At 70.4% G+C, this 25,558-nt stretch carries 18 protein-coding genes; 4 read left to right on the forward strand and 14 right to left on the reverse strand.

All coding sequences use genetic code 11. The features are described from left to right. Positions 1-2: 2 nt before the first annotated feature. Genes HH310_RS35135 through HH310_RS35175 form a run of 9 tightly spaced genes read right to left on the reverse strand, consistent with a single transcriptional unit; the run spans position 3 to position 10,498 of the window. Positions 3-1,199: an FAD-dependent monooxygenase gene (locus HH310_RS35135; RefSeq protein WP_169180048.1), complete on the reverse strand. Its 1,197-nt coding sequence runs from the start codon at positions 1,197-1,199 to the stop codon at positions 3-5. 3 nt (positions 1,200-1,202) lie between these two features. Next, positions 1,203-2,231, reverse strand: a complete 1,029-nt coding sequence (locus tag HH310_RS35140) for a GNAT family N-acetyltransferase (RefSeq protein WP_169180049.1) — start codon at positions 2,229-2,231, stop codon at positions 1,203-1,205. A 25-nt stretch (positions 2,232-2,256) separates the two neighbouring features. Then, a complete protein-coding gene (locus HH310_RS35145) occupies positions 2,257-3,420 on the reverse strand; it encodes a hypothetical protein (RefSeq protein ID WP_169180050.1) in 1,164 nt (387 codons plus the stop codon). After that, the gene (locus HH310_RS35150) at positions 3,417-4,646 is read right to left on the reverse strand and encodes an O-antigen ligase (RefSeq protein ID WP_169180051.1); all 1,230 of its coding nucleotides are present in this window, start codon (positions 4,644-4,646) and stop codon (positions 3,417-3,419) included. The genes HH310_RS35145 and HH310_RS35150 overlap by 4 nt, the downstream gene beginning before the upstream one ends. Beyond that, positions 4,643-5,911: an NAD(P)H-quinone oxidoreductase gene (locus tag HH310_RS35155; protein WP_169180052.1), complete on the reverse strand. Its 1,269-nt coding sequence runs from the start codon at positions 5,909-5,911 to the stop codon at positions 4,643-4,645. Before HH310_RS35155 ends, HH310_RS35150 begins: the two co-directional genes overlap by 4 nt. Then, entirely contained in the window at positions 5,904-7,376 is a 1,473-nt protein-coding gene (locus HH310_RS35160) for a polysaccharide biosynthesis tyrosine autokinase (RefSeq protein WP_169180053.1), read from the reverse strand. The genes HH310_RS35155 and HH310_RS35160 overlap by 8 nt, the downstream gene beginning before the upstream one ends. Next, the gene (locus HH310_RS35165; protein WP_211193005.1) at positions 7,376-8,599 is read right to left on the reverse strand and encodes a glycosyltransferase family 4 protein; all 1,224 of its coding nucleotides are present in this window, start codon (positions 8,597-8,599) and stop codon (positions 7,376-7,378) included. The genes HH310_RS35160 and HH310_RS35165 overlap by 1 nt, the downstream gene beginning before the upstream one ends. Further along, the gene (locus HH310_RS35170; RefSeq protein ID WP_169180054.1) at positions 8,596-9,735 is read right to left on the reverse strand and encodes a DegT/DnrJ/EryC1/StrS aminotransferase family protein; all 1,140 of its coding nucleotides are present in this window, start codon (positions 9,733-9,735) and stop codon (positions 8,596-8,598) included. Before HH310_RS35170 ends, HH310_RS35165 begins: the two co-directional genes overlap by 4 nt. Further along, the gene (locus tag HH310_RS35175) at positions 9,728-10,498 is read right to left on the reverse strand and encodes a polysaccharide deacetylase family protein (protein WP_169180055.1); all 771 of its coding nucleotides are present in this window, start codon (positions 10,496-10,498) and stop codon (positions 9,728-9,730) included. The genes HH310_RS35170 and HH310_RS35175 overlap by 8 nt, the downstream gene beginning before the upstream one ends. 181 nt (positions 10,499-10,679) lie before the next feature. Between HH310_RS35175 and HH310_RS35180 the strand changes: the two genes are divergently transcribed. After that, positions 10,680-11,687: a GNAT family N-acetyltransferase gene (locus HH310_RS35180; protein ID WP_169180056.1), complete on the forward strand. Its 1,008-nt coding sequence runs from the start codon at positions 10,680-10,682 to the stop codon at positions 11,685-11,687. 21 nt (positions 11,688-11,708) lie between these two features. On the opposite strand, the gene HH310_RS35185 is transcribed toward HH310_RS35180, so the two are convergent. The 4 genes from HH310_RS35185 to HH310_RS35200 all read right to left on the reverse strand — a co-directional run bounded on the left by HH310_RS35185 (position 11,709) and on the right by HH310_RS35200 (position 18,513). Beyond that, positions 11,709-12,758: a LacI family DNA-binding transcriptional regulator gene (locus HH310_RS35185; protein ID WP_169180057.1), complete on the reverse strand. Its 1,050-nt coding sequence runs from the start codon at positions 12,756-12,758 to the stop codon at positions 11,709-11,711. A 30-nt stretch (positions 12,759-12,788) separates the two neighbouring features. After that, positions 12,789-15,164, reverse strand: coding sequence for a bifunctional diguanylate cyclase/phosphodiesterase (locus HH310_RS35190; protein ID WP_169180058.1), 2,376 nt, complete (start codon positions 15,162-15,164; stop codon positions 12,789-12,791). Positions 15,165-15,296: 132 nt separating this feature from the next. Then, on the reverse strand, positions 15,297-16,166 hold the full coding sequence (locus tag HH310_RS35195; RefSeq protein ID WP_169180059.1) for a sulfite exporter TauE/SafE family protein: 870 nt from the start codon (positions 16,164-16,166) through the stop codon (positions 15,297-15,299). Positions 16,167-16,179: 13 nt separating this feature from the next. Then, positions 16,180-18,513, reverse strand: a complete 2,334-nt coding sequence (locus HH310_RS35200) for a bifunctional diguanylate cyclase/phosphodiesterase (RefSeq protein WP_169180060.1) — start codon at positions 18,511-18,513, stop codon at positions 16,180-16,182. Between the two features lie 135 nt (positions 18,514-18,648). Between HH310_RS35200 and HH310_RS35205 the strand changes: the two genes are divergently transcribed. The 3 genes from HH310_RS35205 to HH310_RS35215 all read left to right on the forward strand — a co-directional run bounded on the left by HH310_RS35205 (position 18,649) and on the right by HH310_RS35215 (position 22,021). Continuing rightward, positions 18,649-19,713 (forward strand): esterase-like activity of phytase family protein, encoded by a 1,065-nt coding sequence (locus HH310_RS35205; protein ID WP_169180061.1) that lies wholly within the window; start codon positions 18,649-18,651, stop codon positions 19,711-19,713. 136 nt (positions 19,714-19,849) lie between these two features. Then, complete coding sequence (locus HH310_RS35210) at positions 19,850-20,446, forward strand: TetR/AcrR family transcriptional regulator (RefSeq protein ID WP_169180062.1); 597 nt, start codon at positions 19,850-19,852, stop codon at positions 20,444-20,446. A 99-nt stretch (positions 20,447-20,545) separates the two neighbouring features. Further along, a complete protein-coding gene (locus HH310_RS35215) occupies positions 20,546-22,021 on the forward strand; it encodes a DHA2 family efflux MFS transporter permease subunit (RefSeq protein ID WP_169180063.1) in 1,476 nt (491 codons plus the stop codon). Positions 22,022-22,136: 115 nt separating this feature from the next. Here the strand turns inward: HH310_RS35215 and HH310_RS35220 are convergent, their stop codons facing one another. Continuing rightward, positions 22,137-25,556 (reverse strand): phosphodiester glycosidase family protein, encoded by a 3,420-nt coding sequence (locus HH310_RS35220; protein WP_169180064.1) that lies wholly within the window; start codon positions 25,554-25,556, stop codon positions 22,137-22,139. Positions 25,557-25,558: the final 2 nt, after the last annotated feature.

A 25,558-nucleotide genomic window follows, 5' to 3' on the forward strand; every position in this document is an offset into this window, starting at 1 on the left:
ATTCAGTGCCCGGCGTTCACCACGAGGACGCGACGGCGGGCCCGATTCCAGCGACGCGCGCTGAGTGCCTTGCGCAGCAGCGCGCGCGGCAGCCGGCGCTGGGTGCTCAGGTGCAGCACGTACCGCCAGGTGGGGTATTCGCCGCGCCGGTTCGACAGGGCGTAGGAGAACTGGTTGGCGGGCATGTCCGCGCAGTCCGGCAGCTGCTCGAACCACCGGCTGCTGGCGAGCGCGGCCCGCTGCAACGGCGCCATGGCCGTCTTACGCCGGTGCTCGTAACGTTCCAGCGCCACCGGCAGGTCGTCGCCGGTCGCCACCGCGTCGGCGAGGGCCATCGCGTCCTGGATCGCCAGCTTCGTGCCGGAACCGATCGCGAAATGCGTGGTGTGCGCGGCATCGCCCATCAGCACGATGTGCCCGGCGTCCCAGCGGCGGTTGGTGACCCGGCGGAAGTTCAGCCAGCCGGTGCCGCCGGACAGCGCCTTGTGGTCGAACAACGGCTGGGCGTCCAGGTGGCTCGCGAAGATCTCGGCCAGCTTCGCGCTGCCCGCCTCCCCGTCCATCCGGTCGAAACCCAGGCCCTGCCACGTCTCCGGCGTGCACTCGACGATGAACGTGCTCCGCTCGTCGTCGAACGGGTAGGCGTGGAACCAGATCCACCCGGCCTCGGTGCGTTCGAAGCCGAAGGTGAACGTGTCGAACACCTTGGGCGTGCCCAGCCAGATGTACTTGTTGCGGCCCATGTCGATCTCCGGGCCGAAGTGTTCGGCGTGCAGCTCCCGGATCTTGCTGGCGGCGCCGTCGCAGGCCACCACCAGATCCGCGTCCGGCACCTCGTCGACCTCGTCCTGATACTCGATCCGCACGCCGAGCTCGCGGGCCCGTGCCGACAGGATGTCGAGCAATCGGTGCCGGCCCAGGCTGAATCCGTACCCGGCCAGGTGCGTGACCGCCTTGCCGGACGCGCGCACCTCGTACTCGTCCCACTTGTACGCCGCGTCCCAGATCCGCCCGGCGCTCACCGGGTCGTACTCGAACAGGTCGTCGAGCAGGTCGTCCCAGAAGACCACGCCCCACCCGTACGTCACACCCTGGGGGTTGCGCTCGAGCACGGTGATCTCGTGCGCCGGGTCGGCCAGCTTGGCCAGGACGGCGAAGTAGAGGCCGGCGGGCCCGCCTCCGACACAGGTGATGCGCATGGTCTACTCCTGACGGTAGGGCGGGAAGGCGGCGGTGAGGTCACCCGGATCGGCGTCCGGTCGCCGTTCGGTCATCAAGCTCCGGTACGCCTCCGGATCTGCCACGACACGCCAGGTGTGGAAGGCGTGCCGCTGCGGGGAGAAGCCCGCCTTGTACGTGAACAGCGAGTCGTTCTGGCCGCCCTTGCCCCCGCCGAGGTGGAACAGGGTGTTCCCCCGGTTCTTGCAGAAGCGGCGCACCTCGTCGTAGAGCAGCTCGTCGGCGTAGCGGTTCTTGGCCCGCCGCGTCGACGAGACGTACCCGGTCGCGATGCCGTCGTACTCGAAGAACGTGTTGCCGCCGACCACCTCGTCGCCCTCCAGCGCACAGGCGAAGTGCATGCGTTCGCCGACGGCGTCGCGCATCGCCTCCAGGTGCTCGCGGGTGAAGAAGTAGAACTCGTTCGCGCCGACCCGGCGCATGTTGTCGTGGTAGCACTCCACCCACTCGCCGAGCCGGTCCCACTCGTCGAACAGCACCCGGGTGCCGGCGCGGCGGGCCCGGTTGATGTGGTTGCGGTGGTCGCTGCGGGTGAGGCTCCACATCTGCTCGACCGAGATGGTGAGGTCCATCGACACGGTCTCGCCGTGCAGCACCATCGCGCCGTGCCGGGCCATCACGTCCAGCGGCGCCGGCAGCATCGGATGCATCCGGACGAACGCGGTCACCACCCCCTCGGCCGCGAGGGTCCTGCCGAACGCGGCGCAGGCCTGGTCCCAGAAGTCGGTGTCCTCGGCCGCCGCCTGGCTCGCCGGTCCCGGATACCCGTACGGCGAGGCCGCGTCGCGCCATCCGGTGCCCGGGATGTCCCGCATGATCAGCGGGACGAGCAGGTGCTGGCCGCCGGCCTCGAACCAGAACGCGGCCGGGGTGCTGCCGGTCAGGGCGGCGTCCAGCACGACGTACCGCGGCAGGTGGTAGATGTCGTGGCCGGCCTTTTCCAAGGCCTCGGACCAGCGCGGGTCGCCCGGGTCGAGCAGCGCGGCTTTCATCGTGCGTCCTCCTTGAAAGGGCGGCTTACGGCCGCAGGATCCGTGCGTTGAGCGCCATGTTGGCCGCGAACTGGTCGTTCACCACGCGGTGACTGTCCAGCCGGGCCTGCACGGCGGTGTCGAAACGGCCGAGCTTGACGAAACCGTCGGAGAACCATCCGTTGTCCTCCCCGGAGCCGTCCACGAACTCGTGATACGTCGTCCCCCCGGGCCAGATGACCTTCAGGAGGGTCGCCGAGAAGGCGGCCATGTCCGCCGTGGTCCAGGTGGTGCCGTGCGCTCGCGCCTCGGTCACGTACGCCATCACCCCGTTGCCGTGCCCGGCGTCCTGCCCGGGCCGCTTGAACGACCCCCACTGGTCGCTCCAGAAGTACGCGGTGGCCTCCACCGGATTGCGCCGCAGCTGCCCCTTCAACCCCTTGGGCGCACCGGGCATGTGCAGGTCGATGTTCGCGACCACGGTCAGGTACCGGCTGCGCTTTCCCGGGTCGGCGGTGAGCCGGGACAGGTTCATCGAGATCAGCGCCCAGTGCGCGGCCATGTGCGTGCGCTCGCGGTAGATCCAGTCCTGCGGGCCGCGGGCGTACCATTTCGCGAAGACCTGCGACTCGGCGAACGCGAGCAGCCGGTCGTAGCGCATCCGGTAGGTCTTGTTGCCGTAGACCTGCGGGTTCTCCCGCATCGCGACCAGCAGCTGCGTCCCGTACCGCCAGAAATACGACTCGTAGAGCGGGATCTCGTCACCGTTCTCGCCGTTCTCGTTCGACGGCCAGCCCTGGTAGCCGTCGTTGAACTGGCTGCGCGGCAGCGAGCGGGACGTCACGGCCGAGCCCGCCACGTTCTCCAGGAACTCCAGCCCCAGGTCCAGATACTTGCGCGTGCCGGTGGCGCGGAACATCGCGGTGAGCGCGTCCAGCGAGTACGACAGCTCGTAGAACTCCCAGCTGTCCTTGGACAGGCTGGCCGGGCGGCCGGTCCGGATCTGGTAGTCCCAGCTACGGTCGAACATCGCCGTCCAGTAGGCGATGGACCTGATCGCGGTGGGTGCCGGCGACGTCCGTTCGGCCGGGGCCGCCGGCAGCGGGTCCAGCACGGCCGGCACGTCCTCGCCGCCGTCGCGGGTACAGGCGGCGGTCACCGACCCGAGAGCGGCGAGCAGAAGCGTGCGTCGTGCGATTCGCGGGTTCACTGTGGCACCGGCTCTCGGCTGATCTCTGGTTCGTGGGCAGGGGCTTTCGCGACGGCGGCCGCGGCGGCCAGCGCGGCGAACAGCCAGGCCAGGCGCGAGTCGTAGTAGTCGCCGGAGAAAAGGCTGCTCAGCCCCACGAAGACGGCCGCCGCCACGGCCAGTCCCGTCATCATCTTGTGCTGCGGCAGCACGTCGCGGCGGCGGATCGTGAAGGTCCACAGCAGGATGGCCGTGGTCAGCAGTCCGATGCCGATCGCACCGCCCTCGGCCGCGACGCCGAGCACGTAGTTGTGCGGATACTCGACGCCCTGGTTGACGCCGATGAGCCCGTAGAAGCCGTCCAGGCCGGCCCCGGCGAGCGGGTGGTCGACGGCCAGCTTCCACGCGGCCGCCCAGATGTCCGTGCGGTCCGACAGGTAGTGCTGCTCCACGGTCTGTTCCACGAACCGCTCCTGGAACAGCGAGGTGAACGCGGGCGGCGCGAAGTTCCAGACGACCACTCCGGCCACGCTCAGCGCGACCACCGCGGCCACCACCGGCCCGGGACGCAGCTTGCGGCGCAGCTTGAGCAGCGCGACACCGCCCACGAACATCCCGGCGAGCAGCCCGGCCCGCGACCCGGAGAGCACCGCGGCGAGGATGAACAGCGGCACCGCGAGCAGCACCCACCACTTGCGGGTCAGCAGGAAGACGGCGAGCGCGCTGATGATGCCGAGGATCTGGATGCGCACGAAGACGTTCGGGCCACCGCCGAAGGCCGAGTACCGGCCCTGCTCGCCCGGCCCGTTGATGAACAACGCGGCCAGCGCGAACACGATGGCCGCGACGTAGAACAGCCAGAACGTCTGCCGCACCACGGTCTGCGGGTCGCCGATCGCGTACAGGTAGAAGGCGACGACCAGCGCGATCATCAGGACCAGGTCGAGGGTCTGCGGGCCGACCCGGGCGGCGCTCGGCGCCCAGAGGCCGGAGGCGATCTGGAACAGGAAGAACAGCACCATGGCGATGAGCCAGCCCTCGTGCCGCGGCGAGTGCGGCACCGCCGGGCGGCGCGCGATGTCGATGGTCAGCAGCACGAACGCGCCGATCAGCCCGACCACCCGCAGGTCGACCCAGGCCAGGTCGGGGAAGCCGGCCCGGTCCAGGGTGAAGCGGCCGCCGATCGCCACCAGGATCATCACCAGACCCGGCGCGAGGAACGTCCGCGGCACGCGCAACCAGCTCATGGCGCCGGGTCCCGCTTCACCCGCATCACCACGAGCGCGAACAGCAGGCACGCGCCGTAGCCGATGAGCGATCCGTACGCCGCGCCGACGATGCCGTGCGCCGGGATCAGCAACAGGTAGAACGCGAAGCTGACCGCGAACCCGACGATCTCGCCGGTGGACACCAGCCCGGCGTGCCCCTTCGCGATCAGCAGGGCCAGCGCGACCCGGGAGATGCCGTAGAGACCGGCCGCGATCACCAGCGGCACCACGACCGCCTTCGCCGGCGCGTACGCCTCGCCGAACAACGGCACGATCAGCAGATACAGCATGACCGCCGCGATCGGCACCAGCACCACCGTGTACGCCACCGCGGCCAGCACCACCGGCCGGGTCCGCAGCCCGCCCTCGCGATCCGCGGCCCGCCACTTGCCGATCCGCGAGTCGGCGAACGCCCGCAACGGCCAGGCGAGCAGCTCGGTCATCGTCGCCACGCTGGCGTACAGGCCGAGCGCCGAGGTGGAGGCCAGCGCGGGCAGCGCCAGCCGGTCCGCGCGCAGCATCGCCATGTTGGACACCGCGGCCGGGAACAGCGCCAGGCCTTCGCGCCGCACCAGAGCGTTGCGCTCGTGCCCCTGCCCGTCGGTCGAGCCACGCCACCAGATCAGCACGTACGCCGTGGTCGGCAGCAGCCCCGCCACCAGATACGCGGTGATCCAGATCGCCGGGTTCGACACGCCCAGCACGAACAGCGCGGCGAACAGTGCGAGTTGCAGCAGCGCCTCGATGACCTGCGCGGCCAGGAAGTCCTTCGTCTTGCCGACCGCGATGGCGATCGACCGGGCCGCCAGCCCCACCGCGGCCACCAGCGTGTACGCCACCACGAGCGCGACGATCGCGGCGCCCGGGTTCAGGCCGTGCGGCGCCGCGAGCGAGAACACCGCGGCCGCCACGACACCTGCGACAACCGGCACGATCAACAGCCGGGTGTACGCGCGTACGGCGGCCGACGGGGTGTAGTTGTGATAGCTCGCCACGAAGCTGCGTTCGGTGCCCAGCAGCAGCACCTGCGAACCCAGGTAGACGATCTGCAGCAGCAGCGCCACCTCGCCGCGATGGTCCGGGGTCATCGCCCGGGCCATCAGCACGTTCGCGATCAGCGCCACCACCCCGGTGAGCACCTGTGCCGCGAGCAGCTTCAGGTACGGCTCGCGAACCTGGCGCAGCAGCCAGTCCGCCGCTCCGGTGCGCGGCGTGCTCGCGGGTCGCGTCCGAACCTCAGTCATCCGTCTTTTTCTCTTGCTCCGCGGGCACGACCTCGCTGTTGACCACCTTCGCCCGGCCGCTCACCTTGACCTGCGGCGGCTCGTTTCCGTCGTCCTCCGGGCCCTCCGGCTTGTCGATCAGGTGGGTCACCACGCTGAGGCTGTCGCCCGGCTCCAGACGGGTCGCGCCGGTGCTGGCCGGCAGCTTCTTGGGCAGCGCGTTGAGCACCGCGCCGACCAGCCGCGCGCCGACCCGCTCGAGCAGATCCTTGGACCGCTCGACCTCGCCGGAGCGGGTCTTGTTGGCCCGCACCACCAGCAGCGCGCCGTCGGTGACCTTGCTGAGCACCACCGCGTCGGCCACGCCGTGCAGCGACGGCGCGTCCACGATCACCGCGTCGTAGCGCTCGGTCAGATAGCGCAGGGCGCTGGCCAGCGCCGGCGACGCCAGCAACTCGCCCGGATCGAGCCGGCCCTTGCCCGGCGGCAGCACGGTGATCCGGCCGTCCAGCGTCTCGCGCAACGCCTCCGGCAGCCCGATGTCGCCGGTCAGCACGTCGGCCAGCCCGGGTCCGCCGTCCAGCGCCAGATAGCGCCCGACGCCCGGCGAACGCAGGTTCGCGTCGATCAGCACCACCCGGGCGCCGGTCTCCGCGACCGCCACCGCGAGCCCGCAGGCGATCGCGGTGGTGCCCTCCTTCGGGCCGGACGCGGTCAGCAGCAACGACGTGCCACGAGCATTCGTGCGCGACAGCGCCGCCACGTCGGGCAGCAGGCTGCGCAACCGCCGGAACGCCTCGGCCAGCGCCTCGTCCGGGTGGTGCCCCCGCCCGTAGCGCCCGCCCAGCGCGATCGTGCCGACCGCGGGCAGCCCGAGCCGCCGCAGGTCGTCCTCGTCGGCCGCGGTGCGCGCGGTGGCTTCCCGGACCGCCACGGCGGCCGCGCCGATCAGCAGGCCCAGCACCGCCGCGAAGCCGATGTTGCGGACCAGGTTGCCCGGGTCCTGCGTGGTCACCGGCTGCTGCGCGATCGACACCTTGGGGGTCGGGTTGCCCTGCTGCGCGGCACCGGCCGCCGGGTCGAGCTCCGCGGCCAGCGCGACCAGGGCCGACGAGGCGGCGGTGACCATCGCACGGCTACGGCCCTGATCCGGGTCGACGGCGGTCACGACGAGCAGATCGGTGCCGGCCTGCACCTGTGCGGTGAGCTCGGTCTGCACCTGGGCGGCCGTGACGCCGTGACCCAGCTTGTCGGCCACGTTCTGGGCCACCCGCGGCCCGGTGATCAAGGCGATGTAGGAGTTGAGACGACTCGTGGTCGCGTCCGGATCGGTGCTGGACGTCGTCACGAACAGCACCATCGACGACCGGTACGCCGGTGCCGCGGTGAGAGTCAGTCCTGCCGCGGCACCCGCGGCTATCAGCACCGGCAGGACGATCCAGAGCCATCGACGCCGGCACGCCCGTACGTATTCGCGCAGTTCCACTAGTTGCTCTCCCCAACGGTCCGGTTCAGCACGTGCTCGAAGCGTTCGAAAAGCAGGTCCCGGGAGAAACGCTCAACCGCCAGTGTGTGGGCGGCGGCCCGTGCGCGGCTCAACCATTGGTCGTCACGCACGTACTTCGCGAATTTTTCCCCGGCGTCCGCGGCGTCTTCCGGATCGAGCACCAGCCCGGCGCCGGTCTCGTTGAGCAGATCGGCCTGCCAGCCGCCGTGGTTGATGGCGATCGGCCGGCTCGCGGCGAGCGCGTCGAAGAACTTGTTCGCCGAGTTGTCCCACAGGGCCTTGATCGGGCGCACGAAGCTGGTCGACATGGTGGCCGCGCCGAGGATGACCGGCAGGTCGGCCTTGGGCACCTTGGGCCACATGTGCACGCTGCGGTCCAGCAGCCCGTAGCTGCGGGCGAGCTCCTTGGTCGGCTCCCACTCCATGCCGTGGCCCACGATGAGGACCTGCACGTCCGGGTCGATCTCCTGCATCCGGCGGGCGGCGTGCACCAGGTACTCGACGCCGTTGACCTTGCCGAGCGCGCCGGTGTAGACGATCAGCGGCCGGTCGCCCAGCCAGTCGTGCTGAGCCCGGAATTGTCCTATTTTCTCAGGTGACACCTCGAACATGGCGATGTCGGCCGCGTTCGGGATCATCGTGGTACGGGTGCCCGGCCGGCGCGCGGTGATGCCCGCCGCCATGCCGGGGGAGAGGGCGATGACCTCGGACGCGTTGCGGTAGGCGAAGTTCGCCAGCCCACCCGCCAGGCGCCGGGCCACCGGGTTGCGCAGCGCGCCCATCTTGATCGGCACCTCGGGCCACAGGTCGCGGACCTCGAAGACGAACGGCGCCCGGCTCAGCTTGGACGCCAGCACGCCGGGCACCGCGACGGTCAGCGGGGTGCTGGTCGCGAACACCAGGTCGGCCTTGATCCGGGTGGCCTTCACCGTGGCCAGCGCCATGAACTCGGCGAACGCGCGCAGCCGGCGGGCGTACGACATGGTGTTCGCGTACGGCACCGAGAACCAGTGCACGTGCACGCCGTCGTCGTTCGTCTCACGCCAGCCCAGCTCGCGCTTGCCCTCGGTGATGTCGGTGGTGACGACGTGCACCTCGTGGCCACGCTCGACCAGGCGACGGGCCTGCTCGTAGGAGCGGATCCCGCCGGCCATCCGCGGGTTGCAGTAGTACTGATGGATGTAGACGATGCGCACCCTCATGCCCCTTGCTCTGCTGCTGCCCGGACGGCTTGAACGACCCGCTCGCGGTCCTGCTGAGTGAGGGCCGAGCCGCTCGGCAGGCACAGCCCCCGGTCGAACAGATCGGCGCAGGTGTCCCCGCCGCGCATGGGGAAGTCCCGGAACATCGGCTGCAGATGCAGTGGCTTCCAGGTGGGCCGGCCTTCGATGTTGCGCTCGCGCAACGTGGCGAGGATGTCGTCGCGCGACGCACCGAACTGGTTCGCGTCGACCAGCAGGCAGGTCAGCCAATGGTTGGGCCGGCCGTATCCCGCAACCGGCATGAAGCTGATCCCGCTCAGATCGCTGAGCGCGGCCCGGTAGTACCGGTTCGTCTCGCGGCGCGCGGCGATCATGTCGCCCAGCCGCTGCAGTTGCCCCCGCCCGACCGCCGCGAGCAGGTTGCTGAGCCGGTAGTTGTAGCCGACCCGGCGATGCTCGTAATGTTCTTCTTTCTCCCGGGCCTGGGTGGAGAGATGCCGGGTCTGTGCGGCCACCCGGTCGTCGTCGGTGACGAGCATGCCGCCCCCGCCGGTGGTCATGATCTTGTTGCCGTTGAACGAGAGGATCCCGGCGAGACCGAAGGATCCGGCCGCACGACCTCGGTAGTCCGCGCCCAGTGCCTCAGCCGCGTCCTCGATCAACGGCACGCCGTACCGGTCGCAGGCCTCCATCAGCGGGTCGTAGTCGGCCGTCTGCCCGTACATGTCGACCGCGATGACCACGCGCGGCAGCCTCCCCTTGCGGGCCCGGCGGCGCAGCTCCTCGGCGACCAGCTCGGGATCGACGTTCCAGCTCTCCCGGGTGCTGTCCAGGAAGACCGGCCGGGCGCCCAGATACATCACGGCGTTGGCGGTGGCCGCGAACGTGAACGACGGCACCAGCACGGTGTCACCCCGGCGCACCCCGGCCGCCGTCAAGGCCAGATGCAGCGCCGCTGTTCCGCTGCTGAGGGCCACGGCGTGGCGTACGCCGAGCTGGTCTTTGATCTGCTCCTCGAAAGCGTCCAGGTCGGGCCCGACCGGGGCGACCCAGTTCGAGTCGAAGGCCTGCAGCAGCAGCTTGCGTTCCACGTCGCCGACGTCCGGCGGGGAGAGGAAGATGCGCGCGTCAGCCATGGACACGGGTCCTCACCGCCCAGAGCGGCCAGGCCGGGTGCAGTCCCTGCCGGTTGATGCTCATCGGCGAGTCACCGGGGTGCATCGCGTCGCGGCGGGTGCTGGCGAAACTGCGGTACCCGGCCTCGCGGGCCGCGATCACGTCGCGCTGCAGATAGTCAACTGCCGGATTCCCGTACGGGGCGGCGAAGTCCCGGACCGCGACACCGACCTGGTCCTCGATCTCGTTCTTCGAGTCCAGCAGTTCGCGGGCCGCCACCATGTCGTCCTGATCGGCGAGCCGGTGGTGGGTGACGGTGTGCGAGCCGAGGCCGAACCCGGCGCCGGACAGCTCGCGGACGTCCGACCAGGTGAGGTTGCCGGCCTCGCCGATCAGGCCGGTCGTCACGAAGAAGGTGGCCGGCACGTTCAGGTCGAACAGGATCGGGGCCACCACGTCGCGCCAGCTCAGGTGCCCGTCGTCGAAGTTGACGCAGAACACCGGCCCGGTCAGCGGCTTGCGCCCGGCCAGGATCGCCAGCGCGTCGTCCCAGCTCACCATCGCGCCGATGTCCCGGAACGTGCGCAGGTGCCGGCGCAGGTCGCGGCCGTACTCCCGGGGCACGTCATGATAAAAGGGGAAATAGAGGCCCGGTGCCTTGGGCAGGCGGCGGAACATGCCGGCCGGCGCGAGGATGCGCCCTTGCACGCGGGGGCGCTCCCGTAGCCGGCGGCGGACCTCCAGCTCGTTCAGGCGCCGTCTGATCGTGGTCGGCGGCTGCATCCTCGGCACCCTCCCTGGTTGTCCTTGGTCAGACTTAAGCAAATGGGGCGGCTAGGGCGTCAGTAGCAATTGTCATAAGGAACGTGAAAGACTCTCACGTCAATTCTCCGTGCTTGCGGAATACGCGTCCGGCGGCGCATCATCCGGCAGGAAGGCACAATTTTCCGACTGCGGGGGACTGATGCTGCGACTGCACCGTGCCGAGCCGACGCCAGAGTTGTGGGCCGACCGCCAGACGTACGACGACCGATTGATCTTCCACACCGAGCCGTGGCTGCGCTTCGTCGCCGAATGCCAGAACGCTCAGCCGGTGCTGGCCACCGTCACTCTCGACGGCGCCCCGGCCGGGCACTTCACCGGGCTGGTGACCAGGAAGTACGGCCTGCGTATCCTGGGCAGCCCGATGGCCGGCTGGACCACTTCGTACCTGGGCTTCAACCTGCGCCCGGACATCTCGCGGCGGCAGGCCCTGGAAGCGTTGATGCCGTTCGCGTTCGACGAGCTCGGCTGCGCCCACCTGGAGATCCGCGACCGCGGCCTGACCGAGCCCGACCTGGCGGGCCTGGGCCTGACGTGGGCCGCCGCCCCCACCGCGGTCATCGACCTCCGACCCGACCCGGATCGGCTGTTCGGGCTGATGTCAAGCGCCTGCCGGCGCAATATCCGTAAGGCCGAAAAGTCGTCGGTGACAATCGAAGAGGCAGCCCCCGACGACGAATTCGCCGCCGATTTCTACAATCAGTTGCGCGACGTTTTCGCGAAGCAGAATCTGGTGCCCACCTATTCGATTGCGCGGGTGCAAAGCCTGATCCGAAACCTCGCCCCGCACCACCGGTTACTCCTGTTACGGGCACGCGACGATTCGGGCCGCTGCATCGCCACCGCGGTCCTGCCCTGGTACCACCGCACGATGTACTTCTGGGGCGGCGCCTCCTACCGCGAGCACCAGCACAACCGCCCGAACGAGGCGCTGATCTGGCACGCGATGCGCTGGGCGCGCGAGCGGGGCGTCACCGAGTTCGACTTCGTCGGCGGCAACTCGTACAAGTCGAAGTACGGCACGTCCGAGGTCCCGGTCCCGTGGGCGCGGCGCTCGCGCTCCCCGCTGGTGGCCCACCTGCGGGACGCGGCGAAGCAGGGTTACGCGCTGAAGCAGCGGGCGGTGGCGCGCTTGACGGGCGCCCACTGACAGCCCCTTGCGGCGCGGGAGTCAGGCGGCGGACGTGGCCGCCGGCACCTCACCGCGCCGCGGCGCGATCGCCGTCGACTCGCGAACCACCAACTCCGGGCGGAACAGAAACTCCGAGTGCGGCGCCCCGTGCCCGTTGATCTCGTCGACCAGGGCGTTCACCGTGGCGGCCGCCATCGCGGTCACCGGCTGGCGCAGCGTCGTCAGCGGCGGATCGGTGAAGGCGATCAACGGCGAGTCGTCGAACCCGATCACCGACAGGTCCTGCGGGACGCGCAGCCCCCGGCGCCGGGCCGCGCGGATCGCCCCCAGCGCCATCAGGTCGGAACCGCAGACGATGCCCGTCACCCCCAGGGCCAGCAACCGATCGGCCGCGACCTCGCCGCCCTCGACCCCGAACAACGCCAGCGAGGTCAAACCGTCCACTTCGGAGTCGGACGCACCGGCGGAACGTTTCATCGCCGCCCGGAAACCCTCCAGGCGGCGCTGCGTCGAGATGAACCGGTTAGGGCCGGAGATCATGCCGATGCGCCGATGGCCGAGCGACACCAGGTGACTCACCGCGAGGTCGCCCGCCTGGCGTTCGTCACAGGAGACGAAGGGCGCCTCGATGCCGGAGCTGAAACCGTTTACCAGCACGATCGGCAACGGGCGGTCGAGCAACCGGAGGTAGCGCTGCTTGTCGGCGGTGGTGTCCGCGGACAGGCCGGAGACGAAGACGATGCCGGACACCTGACGGTCCAGGAGCATCTCCACGTACTCGTCCTCGGTCACCCCGCCCGGCGTCTGCGTGCACAGCACCGGCGTGTAACCCTGCTGGGCCAGCGTGGACTCGATGGCCTGCGCGAACGCCGGGAAGATCGGGTTCTCCAGTTCGGGCACGACCAGCCCGACCAGGCCGGCGCTGCGCTTGCGTAACCGCTCCGGCCGCTCGTAGCCGAGCACGTCGAGCGCCGTCAGCACCGCCTGGCGCGTCTCGTGCGACACGCCCGGCCGGTCGTTGATGACACGCGACACCGTCGCCTCGCTGACCTGGGCTTGCCGGGCGATGTCGGCCATCCGTGCGGGCATGCGCCAACTCTAATCGCCCGGAATCAACGCTCAGACGAGCGCGACCAGATGATCCGCCGGCTCCGGCCGTCCGGTGTGATACCCCTGCGCGAACTGGCACCCGATCCGCGCCAGCACCCGCAACTGCGCCTCGGTCTCCACCCCTTCGGCCACCACCTTCAACCCGAGCGTGTGCCCGAGCTGCAACACCGCACTGACCAGCTCCTGCTGCCGCGGATTCGAGGCCAGCCCGGTGACGAACGACCGGTCCACCTTGAGCACGTCAACCGGAATGTCCCGCAGATAACCGAGCGACGAGTACCCCGTCCCGAAGTCGTCGATGGCGATCCGCACCCCGAGCGCCCGCAGCTCCTCGAGCCGCGCCGACGTCACCGCGATGTCGCGCATGAGCACCGTCTCGGTCAACTCCAGCACCAGGCTGTGCGGCGACAATCCCGAGGTCGTCAAGGCGTACGCGATCCGCTCGGTCAGATCCGGCACCTCGAAGTTCGCGGCCGAGAGGTTGACACTGACCCAGGCCGGCGCGGTCTCCGGCGACGTCTGCTGCCACGCGTGCACCGTGCGGCATGCCTCCAGCAGCACCCATCGATCGATCTCGGTGATCAGCCCGGTCTCCTCGGCGAGCGGGATGAACGTGCCGGGCGCCTGCAACCCACGCTCCGGATCCGCCCAGCGCACCAGCGCCTCGACCCCGGCCACCCGACGATCCGGCACCGACACGACGGGCTGCAGGTGCAACCTCAATTCCCCATTGTGTACGGCTTGACGCAGTCGAGTCTCCGAGTCGAGCCGATCCATGAGCTGCTCATGCATGCGCGTCTCGTAGATCTGGTAGCAGTTCTTGCCGGCCGACTTCGCCGCGTACATCGCCACGTCCGCGTCGCGCAGCACCTCCTCCGCGTCACCGTGCCGCCCGGCGTCCGCGACGATGCCGATGCTCACCGACACGACGGCCTGCCGGCCCTGTACCAGGAAAGGCCGGGCCAGCGCGTCCAAACAGGACTGCGCGACCTCTTCCACCGAGGAGACGTCCTCCAGCAGCACCGCGAACTCGTCCCCACCGAGCCGCGCGACCGTGTCCTGGGGCCGTAACGCACCGGCAAGGCGCTCCGCTGTGGTCCGCAACAGCGCGTCCCCGGCGTTGTGCCCGAGGCTGTCGTTGACCTTCTTGAACCCGTCCAGGTCGAGGTACAGCACCGCGGCCGGGGACAGCGTCGCCCGGGCCCGGGTGATCGCGTGATCCACCCGGTCCAGGAACAGCTTGCGGTTCGGCAGCCCGGTCAGCGCGTCGTGCAGCGCCTGGTGCCGCAGGTCGTGTTCGAGCGCGCGTTGCCGGGTGACGTCGCGCATCACGATGACCGCGCCGATCCGCCGGCCGTCCTTGGCGATCGGCGACACCGTGTACGCCACCCGCACCGACGTGCCGTCCGGCCGTTGCAGCGTGCCCTCACGCTCGGCCGAGTCGCCGGCCGGCCGGTCCGCGTCCGGCAGCACCGCCGAGGCGTCCCGGTCCAGCAGGCCCTCGACGCCGAGCCCGGTGATGCGGCCCGCGGCCGTGTTCGCGAACGTGATCCGGTCCTGCGCGTCGACCCCGCAGATGCCTTCGCCGGCGCTGTCCAGGATGCTGTCGGTGTACTCCTTGGCGAGGATCTCGCGGGCCGAGCGTTCCAGGCGGTCCGCCATGTCGTTGAACGCGTCGCCGAGCCGGCTGATCTCGTCCCGCCCGCCCGTTTCGACCCGTTGCGAATAGTTCGCGTCCCGGATGCTCGACACCGCCCGGGTCAGCGACCGGATCCGGCGCGTCACCGACTCGGCGACCACCAGCCCGAGCAGCAGGATCAGCACGATGCAGACCACGCCCGCGATGATCATCATGGTGCGGGCGCCGCGGGTGGCCGCGGTCATCTCCTGGTAGATCGGCGTGTACTCCAGGACGATCGCCCCGCGGGTCGCCCCGGCCTCGTCGACCAGCGGCACCGCGATCTGCTGGATGCCGTCCGGGTAGTCGGCGCTCGTCTCGACGAACGTGCGGGGCTTTCCGTCCGCGATCGTCTTGCCGACCTGGTTGTCCGAATCGGTGTCGAGCCGCGTCCCCACGTCCTCGGGGACCACGTCGGCCAGGATCGTCTTGCCGGCGTCGACCACCTCGATGTCGCGCTGCTGCAGGTCATGCAGCCGATGCAGGTAGGCCTCGAGCGCGGCCGGGTTGTTCAGCAGCGGCCCGTCACCGCCCAGCGGCAGCCCCACCACGATGTCCTTGGCGATGCCGCGCGCGACCTGCTCGGCCTCGGTGATCGCGGCGCGGCGGGTGGACTCCGCGTCCGCACCCAGCACGACGGCCCCGGTCAGCGCCACCAGGGCACCGACCGCGAGAAGACCGCCGAGAAATTTCTGCCGTACGTTCATACGCCGCGCCCCAAGATCGCTGCCGCCGTTTCCCTTCTCCCATCGGCGGGGGACGGCTGAACGAAAGAGGTTTGCGCGGCGCGAACCGGCGCGACGAACGGCGGGGCAACCGACGCGGCGACCTCGGCCCGGCTACCCGACCGGAACCAGCGCCCGCCGCCGGCGCACCACCGCCACCCCCGCGGCGGCCAGGATCGCCATGCCGGCAACCACGCCGACCACCGCTGTCGAAAGATTGAACAGCTTCAGCGAACTCGCCAGCAACACGATCACCAACGCGGTCCGCACCAGCCCGGCCGGCGCCCGCGACGAGATGCGCGAGCCCAGCAGCACCCCCGGCACCGACCCGATCACCACCGCGGCGGCCAGGTCGAGCTGCAGGTCACCGAACAGCGCATGCCCCAAGGCTGCCGCCGCGACCAGCGGAATGGCCTGGATCAGGTCGGTGCCCACCAGGTCGTTCGCCCGCAGCTTCGGATACATCGCCAGCAACGCCACGATGATCAGCGACCCGGACCCCACCGACGTGAGACCGACCACGAGCCCGCCGAGCGCCCCCAGCAGAGCGGTGGGCAGCGGTTTCACCTTGATCGGCTCGGGTGGCGCGTCGGACGACGGCGAGCGGCGCGCGGCCCACAGCTTGAGCAGCAGCCCACCCGCCGCGAGCAGCAGCGCCACGCCCAGCGCGATCTGGATGGTGTGCTGCACCGTCGCGTCGTCGCCGAGCAGCCGCAGCAGCAGCACCCCCAGGAACGCGCTGGGCACGCTGCCGACGCACAGCCAGCGGACGAGAGCCCAGTTCACCGTGCCGCGCCGGGCGTGCACGAAGCCGCCGAACGGCTTCATCACCGCGCTGGCCGCCAGGTCGCTGGAGACCGCGGCCACCGGCGGAATCCCGAAGATCAGCACGAGGATGGGCGTCATCAGGGCGCCGCCGCCCATCCCGGTGAGACCGACGACGATCCCGACTCCGAAGCCCGCGAGCGCCAAGGTGAGATCCACCCGGCGATCCTACTTAATCTGTGGAGATTGTCGAGATTTCTGCCCGTACGCCGCCGAGCAGCAACCCGATGTCGTCGGCGCTCATCGGCCGCGAGAAGTGGAAGCCCTGGGCGTACTGGTAGCCCACCTCGTAGAGCCGTTGTGCCTGGTCCGCCGACTCGACGCCCTCCGCGACCGCCTCGATCCGCAACCCGTCGGTGATGCCGATGAGCCCGTCCACGATGACCGCCTGGGAACTACGCGCGGTCACCCCGTCCACGAACGACTTGTCCACCTTGAGAACCCGCACGGGCGTGTCGACCAGCAGGCTGAGCGACGACTGCCCGGTGCCGAAGTCGTCCAGCGCCACCCGCATGCCGAGTTTGTGCAGCTCGTGCACCGCGTCCAGCGCCTCACCGGTGCCCAGCACCGCCGTCTCGGTGACCTCGGCGACCAGCCGGTGCGGATCGATGCCGGACGACCGCAGCAGCTCGCCGACCTCGGCCGCGAACCCGGGTTCGCGCAGCTGACGGGCCGAGATGTTGATGCTCACCTTTTCCGGTGCCCGCAGGCCGTACGCGCGCTCCCACTCGGTGGCCTGGGCCACCACCTGGCGCAGGATCCACCGGCCGAGCTCGACGATCGTGCCGTTGCGCTCGGCCAGCGGGATGAACACCGCGGGCGAGACCAGCCCGTGCTCCGGGTGCCGCCAGCGGACCAGTGCCTCGACCCCGGCGAGCCGGCCGTGCGGCAACTCCACGATCGGCTGGTAGAGCACGAACATCTGGTCGCGGGCGAGGGCCTGGCGCAGGTCGTTGCCGAGGCGGGCGTCGGCGTCGGCGAGCTGGTCCATGATCGTGTCGAACCAGGTCCACCGGCCGCCGCCGGAGCTCTTCGCGGTGTACATCGCCACGTCGGCGCGGCGCATCAGCTCCTCGGCCGTGTCCCCGGGCTCGGCCGCGGTCACCCCGGCGCTGATCCGCGCCACCAGGTCGTGCCCGTCCAGAAGCAGCGGCTCCCGTACGGCCTCCGTGAGATCCGTGAGCAGCGCGGCCGTCTCCCGGTCGGACCGTCCGCGCAGCAGCAACGTGAACTCGTCGCCGCCCAGCCGGGCCACCGTGTCGCCGGGGCGCAGACGTTCGTGCAGCCGCCGGCTGACCGCCTTGAGCAGCGCGTCCCCGACGCCGTGCCCGAGCCGGTCGTTGACCTCCTTGAAGTCGTCCAGGTCGACGAGCACCACGTGGAAGCGCTCGCCGGCGCCGAGCACCGAGGTGAGCTGCGCGGTGAACATCGCCCGGTTGCCGATCTCGGTGAGCGGGTCGTGTGACACCTGGTGCGCGAGCTCCTGCTGCACGTCCTGCAGCTTGCGCAGGTTCGCGTCGACCGTGCCGAGCAGCCGGTTGTTGTCCCGCAGCGCGGACGCCTGCCGCACCGCCACCAGGCCGGTCAGCGTCACCGCGAACAGCGCCACGGCCAGGTCCTCGCCACCGTGCGGCGCCACCACCGAGATCAGCATCGCGCTCATCGCGGTGATCGCCAGGTACGGCGTCACCGTGAAGCGCCGGCGCCGCGGCGGCCGCTCGGCGGTCACCACCGGGGCCCGTTCCTGGCGCTGGGCCGCGAGCAGGCAGGTCAGCGCTGACATCGCACCGGCCAGGAAGGTGGTGGAGATGTACGGGCGGTCGGCCACGAACGGCGACATCGCGCCGCTGATCGCGGACACGACCACGCCACCGGCCAGGATGTGCAGCGCGCGCCGGTCGAGGTTGCCGGCCCCGGCGAACGCCACCTTCGCGAAGGTGATCATCGAGACCGCGGCCAGGGCGGTGATCGCCACCAGCGGCATCGCCGATCCGGTCTGTGCCGTCCACGCGCTGAGCTTGCTGAACGAGAAGTGCCAGGCCAGGCCCGTGGTGGTGACCAGCACGATGCTCGAGTCCAGGCCGAACCGGATCCAGTCGGCGCGCGAGCGGCCCCACGTCGGCAGCCGCAGCAGCGCCCACATGGCGATCGCCAGGGTGGCGAAGTAGAGCACCAGCGTCCGCGCACCCAGCACCTGCGAGGGGCCGCCGGGTCCGAGCAGCGCGTCCGCCATGTTGCTGAGCACCGCGATCCCGAGCAGGCCGCAGATCAGCGCCATCTGACGCCAGAAGCGCCGGGTCGAGGCGTCCAGGTCGGCGCGGCGGCCGGCCCGCCAGCACGCGTAGGTGGCCAGCACCGACATCGCCGGCGTGGGCAGCCAGCCGAGCGCCGGGTGCCGCCAGACATGCCCGAGCCCGAGCACGAACCACGCGACGCTCAGCACGAACAGCAAAACGCCGGCCACCGTCACGACGCGTGACGGGCGTGGGAGGGCGTCGGGTCGCATGGAACCGCTGATCGGCTCCGCCCCCGGAAATCTGAAGTTTTCCGAACTTTCCGCACGGCGACGCCCGAGCGGTGTCCGCGATCACCAACTATTGACCGGTTAGTTACCCGTCACACCCGAGGAGGCGGCGTTTCCATGAGCGTCCGTTTCACCACGAATGTCCTGGTAGTCCCGGCGCTGCTGGCCGCCGGGCTGCTGATCCAAGCGGGGCCCGCCCAGGCGGCGGGCATCTCCACGAACGCGTGCTCCCCGCGCGCCACGGCGGTCTCCTTCAGCGACGGCCTGGACAAGGCCGTGATCGACGGGGTGGAGATCGGCGGCCTGTCCGACATGGCGTGGGACCAGCGCCGGCACGCCTGGGCCTCCACCGTCGACAACCACGCGAGCGACCCGTCGCGCATCTGGTTCTGGAGCGACCCGGCGCACGCGCACGTGGTGGGCGCCCCGCTCGTGCTCAAGAAGCCGGACGGCACCCCGTACGACGGGACGACCGCGGACAACGAGGGCCTGGCCGTGCTGCCGGACGGCGACTACGTGGTCAGTTCGGAGACCGAGCCGTCGATCCGGATCTTCGGCCGGGACGGCGTGCAGCGCGCCGCATTGCCGGTGCCGGCCCGATTCGCCCCTGCCCCGGCGGGCCAGGCCACCTCGAACGCCACCCTGGAGGGCCTGACGCTCGCGGACGGCGGCTCGCGGATCATCGCGTCGATGGAGGGCGCGCTCTCCGGTGACACCGACGCGACGGTGCACCGGCTGCTCACCTACGACAAGGACCGGCACGGCCGATGGTCGCTGGTCAAGCAGAGCGCCTACCGCACGGACGCCGGCAACCGGATCGCCGAGGTCCAGGCGTACGGGAAGGACTCGCTCTTGATCTTGGAGGCGGCCTTCGACGCGACCAAGGGCAACAGCGTTTCCCTGTACGCCGTGCCGAACCTCTCCCGCACGCCCGACATCGGCAAGGTGGCCGACGCCGCGGGCCGTCCGTCGCTCCGCAAGACGCTGGTCGCCGACCTGGTGAAGTGCCCGACCCTGGGCGCCACCGCGAAGCAGCCGCAGACCAACCCGCTGCTGGACAACTTCGAGGGCATGGCAATAGTCCCCGGCGGCCGCACCGCGACCGTGCACGTGATCAGCGACGACAACTTCGGCGCCACGCAGGTCACGCGCGTGCTGACGCTGTCCGCCCGCCTTCCCTGAGATGACGACGGCGCCCGTCTCCCCGGGGCGGGCGCCGTAGCCTCCGTCACATTCGGCCCAGGAGATCGCCGCTGCCGGTGGAGCGAAGTACCGTACGAAACGGTTTCGTTTCGTATTTAGAGAACCGGGGGGAGTCATGGTCGATCAAACGCTGGCCGTCGCACCCCGTCGCACCCGGCGGCTCGACGAGGAGCGCGCACAGGCCATTCTGCGCGCCACCTACGACCTTCTCCGCGAAGCGGGCTATCAGGGATTACGTGTCGACGCGGTCTGTGCCCGAGCGCAAGCGAGCAAGGCCACCGTGTACCGGCACTGGCCCACCAAGGCAAGTCTGGTCGCCGACGCGATCCGGACGTGCAAGTCAGGCGAAGCGGGCGTGCCGGACACCGGTAGCCTCCGCGGCGACCTGGTGGCCTGGTTCGGCGCCATCGCCCGCAGCGTCGCGGGCGACGAAGGACCGCTCCTGGCCGGTTTGTTCGTGGCGATGACGCACGACCCCGAGCTGGCCGCGGAGCTGCGGTCGATGCGGGACTCGAAGGTGGCGCACGCGGAAGCCGTCTGCGCGCGCGCCGAGCACCGGGGAGAGCTACGTCCCGGCTATGACCCCGGTCTCATCGACGAGATCGTTCCCGCTCAGCTCTTCATGCGTCACTTCGCCCTCGGCCAGGAACTCGACGACGAGTTCATCGAGCATCTGGTCGACGACATCATGCTGCCGCTGTTGGTGAGGTAACGGCAGCACCGATACATCCCCCGCCCCCGCCCCGTCTCATCGCCCTCGTCAGTCACTGACCTGGGTGGATCTCCGCGTGCCCTGAAGGGGGACCCAACCGTGTCCATCACAAGTACCGACGCCACGACGCCGCCAGATCTAAGCGGCGGCGCGGCGTCCCGTAAAGGGCTGATCCTGCTGGTCATCGTGGCCGCACAGCTGCTGATCGTGCTGGACGCCACGATCGTCAACATCGCGCTGCCGACCGCGCAGAAGGCGCTGGACATCAGCGACGCCGACCGGCAGTGGATCATCACCGCGTACGCCCTGACCTTCGGCGGCCTGCTGCTGCTCGGCGGCCGCATCGCCGACTTCACCGGACGCAAACGGGCGTTCATCATCGGCCTGCTCGGCTTCGCGGCCGCGTCCGCCTTCGGCGGGCTCGCCCAGAACGAGATCATGCTCTTCGGCGCCCGCGCGCTGCAGGGAGCCTTCGGCGCGCTGATGGCGCCGGCGGCCCTGTCGCTGCTCACCGTCACCTTCACTGAGGAGAAGGAGCGCGCCCGCGCGTTCGGCGTGTACGGCGCCATCGCGGGTGGCGGCGGCGCGGTCGGCCTGCTGCTGGGCGGGGTGCTCACCGAGTACGCCTCGTGGCGCTGGACGCTGCTGATCAGCACCCCCGTCGCGATCATCGCGGCCCTGGGCGCGGTCAAGTACATCAGCGAGAGCAAGGCCGAGGGCAGCACCCGCTACGACCTGCCCGGCGCGTTCACCTCGACGCTCGGCCTGGTCGCCCTGGTCTACGGCTTCACCAAGGCGGCCAGCGACGGCTGGGGCTCGACCACCACGATCGTGACCCTGGTGATCGCGGCGGCGCTGCTGGTCGCGTTCATCTTCATCGAGCTGCGCTCGTCGCACCCGCTGCTGCCGATGCGGGTGATCCTCGACGGCAACCGCGGTGGGTCGTTCCTGGCGGCCCTGCTGCTCGGTGTCGCCATCTTCGGCGTGTTCCTGTTCCTCACGCTCTACCTGCAGCAGACGCTCGGCTACTCGGCGTTGAAGAGCGGCGTGGCGTTCCTGCCGTTCACCATCGGCATCGTCGCCGGCGCCACCATCTCGGCCCAGCTGCAGACCAAGATCGGACCGCGCATCCTGATGGTCACCGGCCTGGTGCTGGGGGCCGTCGGCATGGTGCTGCTCACCGGCATCGGCACGGACACCAGCTACTGGACGCACGTCCTGCCCGGTTGTGTCATCTTGAGCTTCGGCATCGGCCTGGTGTTCGGCCCGATGTCGTCCACCGCCCTGGTCGGCATCGCCGACCACGACGCCGGCGTGGCCGGCGCGCTGATCAACACGACCCAGCAGGTCGGCGGCTCGCTGGGCACCGCGCTGCTGAACACGATCGTCACCTCGGCGATCGCCGGCTACCTGGTCGACCACAAGTCGAGCCTGCCGGCCGTGGCGACCATCCACGGTTACACGACGGCGTTCTGGGTCAGCGCGGTCGTGATCATCGTGGCGGCCGTGGCCTCGGGGATCCTCATCAAGGCCAAGCGTGACGATCTGGCCCCGGCCAGTCACGCGGCCATGTAGTTCCGCTCCATCACGAAAGGCAGCCGGCGGTTCGCCGGCTGCCTTTTCGTTTGTTTCCGCGGTTTTTGTTAGCGGGTCAGTGTGATCGTCGTCGATGCGGTGACGCCGCCCGCGTTCATCGGGTGATGGTGATCGTCGCCTGCGCGGTGACGCCGCCCGCGGTCACGGTGATCGTGATCTGGCCGGGGCGTACCGCGGTCACCTCGCCGGTCGCCGGGTCGAGGACCGCGAGGGTGTCCTTGTGCTTCTCGCCGATCGACACGCCCTTGCTTCCGGCGTAGACGACCGTGGCCGGGTAGCGCAGCGGGAACCGCAGCCCGAACTCGGTCGTCACGCCGACCGCCCCGAGCGCCGTGGTCTTCCCGGCCACGAGGGTGGCCGGCGCGGACAGCTCGATCGCGTCGATCAGCGGCACACTCTCCGCCTGCAGCCAATCCCGCGTGGCCGCGCTGGGCTGCCCGGCCCGCACCTTGGCCGGCCGCGGGTCCACGCCGACGTTCATCCAGCCGAAGAAGCCGCCCTGATCGGGCGAGGCCATCGGCGCCTTGCCCACGGCGGGCAGGGTCACCTCCAGCAGCCCGTCGGTGCGGGTCACCGAGGCGGCGTGCACATGCCCGGTGATCAGCGCGACCGGCTTGCCGGACTCCTCGCGGAACGCGGCCAGCCACCGCTCGAGCAGGTCGGCCTCGAGCTGGTCGGAGATCTGCGACGCGCCGGTGCCGGTGGGGTCGTGCGCCGGGTGATGGCAGGACACCACCACCCCGGAAATCGAACGTTCGTTCGCGGCCTTGGCCAGCTCGGCCCGCAGCGCCGGGATCTGGTCCCAGTCCGAGGTCCGCAGGTCGCCGGTGTGCGAGTCCAGCAGGATGAACCGGGTTCCCTTGTGGTCGAACACCTGCCGGGTCGGCCGCCCGGTGCCTGCCTTGAACGCGTCCAGCCCACCGGTCGAGGTCAGCCCGGCCTCGTGGTTGCCCGGCTCCCAGTAGACCGGCAGCCCGGCCGGCACGTGGTCGGCCAGCAGGCCGTTGGCCAGCGCGAAGTCGGCGGGGTTGTCGTCGTCCACGAAGTCGCCGCTGATCAGCAGGAAGTCGGGCTTCGACGCGACCGCCTGGGTGAGGGCCTTGACCGCCTGCCGGCCGGGGAACGAGTCCAGTCCGGCCGCCGCGCTCACGTGGATGTCGGACAGCACGGCGAAGCGCCACCGGTCGCGTCCGAGGCTCTCCTGCTCCAGCACGTACGGGTCGCGCTGCGGTGCCACGGTGGTGTCCGGCTGCTGGCCGACCTGCGCGGCCAGCCCGTCGAACTCGAGGACCCCGGCGTTCTTGTTGGTCTGCGAGGTCTCCGCGATGTAGACCCGCAGCAACTGGATCGGCTCGGCGAACCCGGTGGGGATGTCGCCGACCACCCGTTTCCAGCCGGTCCAGTCCACACTCAACGCGAACGTGAACGGCACGTTGGTGGTGCCCGCGGAGGTGAGCATCGCGCGCAGCCAGTGCTGCTTGCCGTCACCGTTGACCCACAGCGCCAGCTTCTTCGCCCCGGCCGGCAGGGTGAGCGGCGGGTTCGCCACCGCGTACGCCGCCGAGGTGCTGGTCTGCCCGGTGAAGTCGTAGGTGAGCTGGACCGCGTGGTTGTCCGCGGTGGCGCCGGGCCGGTCGGCGGCCGCGACGACCGCGACCGACGCCGTTCCGCGCGCGGACAGCGCCGTCCACTTCTCGCCCGGCTCGAACTCGGCCAGCGACACGTCCACCAGACCGACCGTCACCGGCAGCTTCGCGGTCACGCCCTGCGCCGTCGCGGTGATGGTGGCCGCCTTGCCGCCCGCGTCCGCGCCGCCGGTGATGGTGAGACCGCCGGCCGTTGCGGTCACCCGGATGACCGTGTGGTCGTAGGCCAGCGTGACGTCTCGGGGCGCCACCGGCGCGTCGAACCCGTCGGCGTCGAAGCCGACGATGCGGGCACTCGCCGTGGCACCCGGATCGATGGTGACCGCACGCTCGGAGAACTCCAGCCGCTGCAGAGGTCCGAGGACCCGCAGCGGGATCTCGCCGGTGGCGTCGCCGGCCCGGGCGCGCAACGTGCCCGCCCCGGGCTGCTCGGCGCGGAATACGTTGTCTTTGGTGCGGCCCAGCGATCCCGGACTCACCGACCAGGACACCGTGTGATGGCCGATCGGGACCGCCGCGTAGGTCTCGTCGAAACCCGCGGCGGCGACGTCGAGGGAGAGCCCGCTGATCACCCGGTCGGCGCCGGGCCGCAGGTCGAGCCCGCGCAGGGTGCCGCTGCCGGTCTTGGCGAACAGGCCGACGCCGCTCGGGATGACGCGCTCGCTGCCGTCCGACGGCGTGTTGACGACGCTGACCCCCGCGTCGCCGTGGCGCCGCGCGACGATGTCGGTGGAGCCGCCGCCGTCGAGCATGAAGGCGTCGGTCGCGCCGAGGCGTACCAGCAGCTTGGCCATCTCGTCGTAGCTCAGCCCGGCCGAGAACGTGGCCGCGCCGTCCACCGCGACCAGCAGCAGCCGGTGCCCGCCGTCCAGCCAGCCGATCGCGGTGCGCGGCTTGGGCGCGTCGTTGGCGGTGTCCGGCGGGAAGTCGATCGCCACGCCGCCCCGCACGATCACCGAGTTGCTGCCCAGCGCCATGTGTACCGGGACCGGGGAGTCCGACCTGGGCTGGAACGAGACGGTGACCTGGTCGCCCACCTTGGTGCCGGCGAGCTGCGCGGCGGCGGTGCCCCGGCCGAGCACGACGAGCCCGCCGTCCGGGACGACCGTGGTGGTGATCTGCGCGTTGACCGCGGTGACCTTGCCGTTGGCGACGACCAGCTCGGTGTACGGGCCGGCGTCCTGGATCAGCGTGCGGTCGCCGTGCCCCCAGAGCGTGGTGAAGACGTCGATGCCGTTCGCGGGCACCGACTCCGAGTTGAGCGCGGCCAGCGGCGACGGCTTGCCGCCGATGGTCACGGTGCCCTCGATCAGCAGGTCGGCGAGCCGGGCGACCCGGTCCGCGCCGATCGAGGGGACCAGCGTCGAGGCATTCGTGCCCTTGCGCGGGTGCCCGTCCTGGATCTCCGGGCCCTCCGCGGCGAACGTCTCGGTGATGTCGAAGAAGTCGCCGTTGACCGCGGCCACCGCGTGCTGGGCGTCGGCCGCCGCGGACAGCACCCGGGGGTCGCTCACCTTGTCGGCGACCAGATCCGCGTCGACCCGGCCGTTGCGCAGGTCGGCGTTGAGCACGTGCGCGCGCAGCCAGCCGGTGCGGCCGAAGATGTCGAACGAGGTGAGCACGATGCCCGGCGCCACGGGTACGTCCACCCGGGACGATTCGACCGATTCCCCCGGTACGGTCGTCTGGTATTTCGGTACGACAAAGCGGAAATCATCCGGCCGGTCCGGGAGTTTTCCGCCGGCCGGTCCGGTCTTATCGGGCGAATGCTCCGGTGCCGCGATCGCGGCCGATCCCGTTGTCGCCAGCCCGGCGGCGGCCACCGCGCCAACTATCAGCCCGCGGCGCGTTATGTAGTTTTCGGTCATAC

The sequence above is a fragment of the Actinoplanes sp. TBRC 11911 genome (assembly GCF_012933445.1).
In the GTDB taxonomy this organism is placed as follows: Bacteria; Actinomycetota; Actinomycetes; order Mycobacteriales; family Micromonosporaceae; genus Actinoplanes.

Bases quoted from the DNA above. Each gene is read 5' to 3' on its own strand.
- HH310_RS35135 (WP_169180048.1), bottom strand. From the start codon at position 1,199: ATGCGCATCACCTGTGTCGGAGGCGGGCCCGCCGGCCTCTACTTCGCC.
- HH310_RS35140 (WP_169180049.1), bottom strand. From the start codon at position 2,231: ATGAAAGCCGCGCTGCTCGACCCGGGCGACCCGCGCTGGTCCGAGGCC.
- HH310_RS35150 (WP_169180051.1), bottom strand. From the start codon at position 4,646: ATGAGCTGGTTGCGCGTGCCGCGGACGTTCCTCGCGCCGGGTCTGGTG.
- HH310_RS35155 (WP_169180052.1), bottom strand. From the start codon at position 5,911: ATGACTGAGGTTCGGACGCGACCCGCGAGCACGCCGCGCACCGGAGCG.
- HH310_RS35165 (WP_211193005.1), bottom strand. From the start codon at position 8,599: ATGAGGGTGCGCATCGTCTACATCCATCAGTACTACTGCAACCCGCGG.
- HH310_RS35170 (WP_169180054.1), bottom strand. From the start codon at position 9,735: ATGGCTGACGCGCGCATCTTCCTCTCCCCGCCGGACGTCGGCGACGTG.
- HH310_RS35175 (WP_169180055.1), bottom strand. From the start codon at position 10,498: ATGCAGCCGCCGACCACGATCAGACGGCGCCTGAACGAGCTGGAGGTC.
- HH310_RS35180 (WP_169180056.1), top strand. From the start codon at position 10,680: ATGCTGCGACTGCACCGTGCCGAGCCGACGCCAGAGTTGTGGGCCGAC.
- HH310_RS35185 (WP_169180057.1), bottom strand. From the start codon at position 12,758: ATGCCCGCACGGATGGCCGACATCGCCCGGCAAGCCCAGGTCAGCGAG.
- HH310_RS35190 (WP_169180058.1), bottom strand. From the start codon at position 15,164: ATGAACGTACGGCAGAAATTTCTCGGCGGTCTTCTCGCGGTCGGTGCC.
- HH310_RS35200 (WP_169180060.1), bottom strand. From the start codon at position 18,513: ATGCGACCCGACGCCCTCCCACGCCCGTCACGCGTCGTGACGGTGGCC.
- HH310_RS35205 (WP_169180061.1), top strand. From the start codon at position 18,649: ATGAGCGTCCGTTTCACCACGAATGTCCTGGTAGTCCCGGCGCTGCTG.
- HH310_RS35210 (WP_169180062.1), top strand. From the start codon at position 19,850: ATGGTCGATCAAACGCTGGCCGTCGCACCCCGTCGCACCCGGCGGCTC.
- HH310_RS35220 (WP_169180064.1), bottom strand. From the start codon at position 25,556: ATGACCGAAAACTACATAACGCGCCGCGGGCTGATAGTTGGCGCGGTG.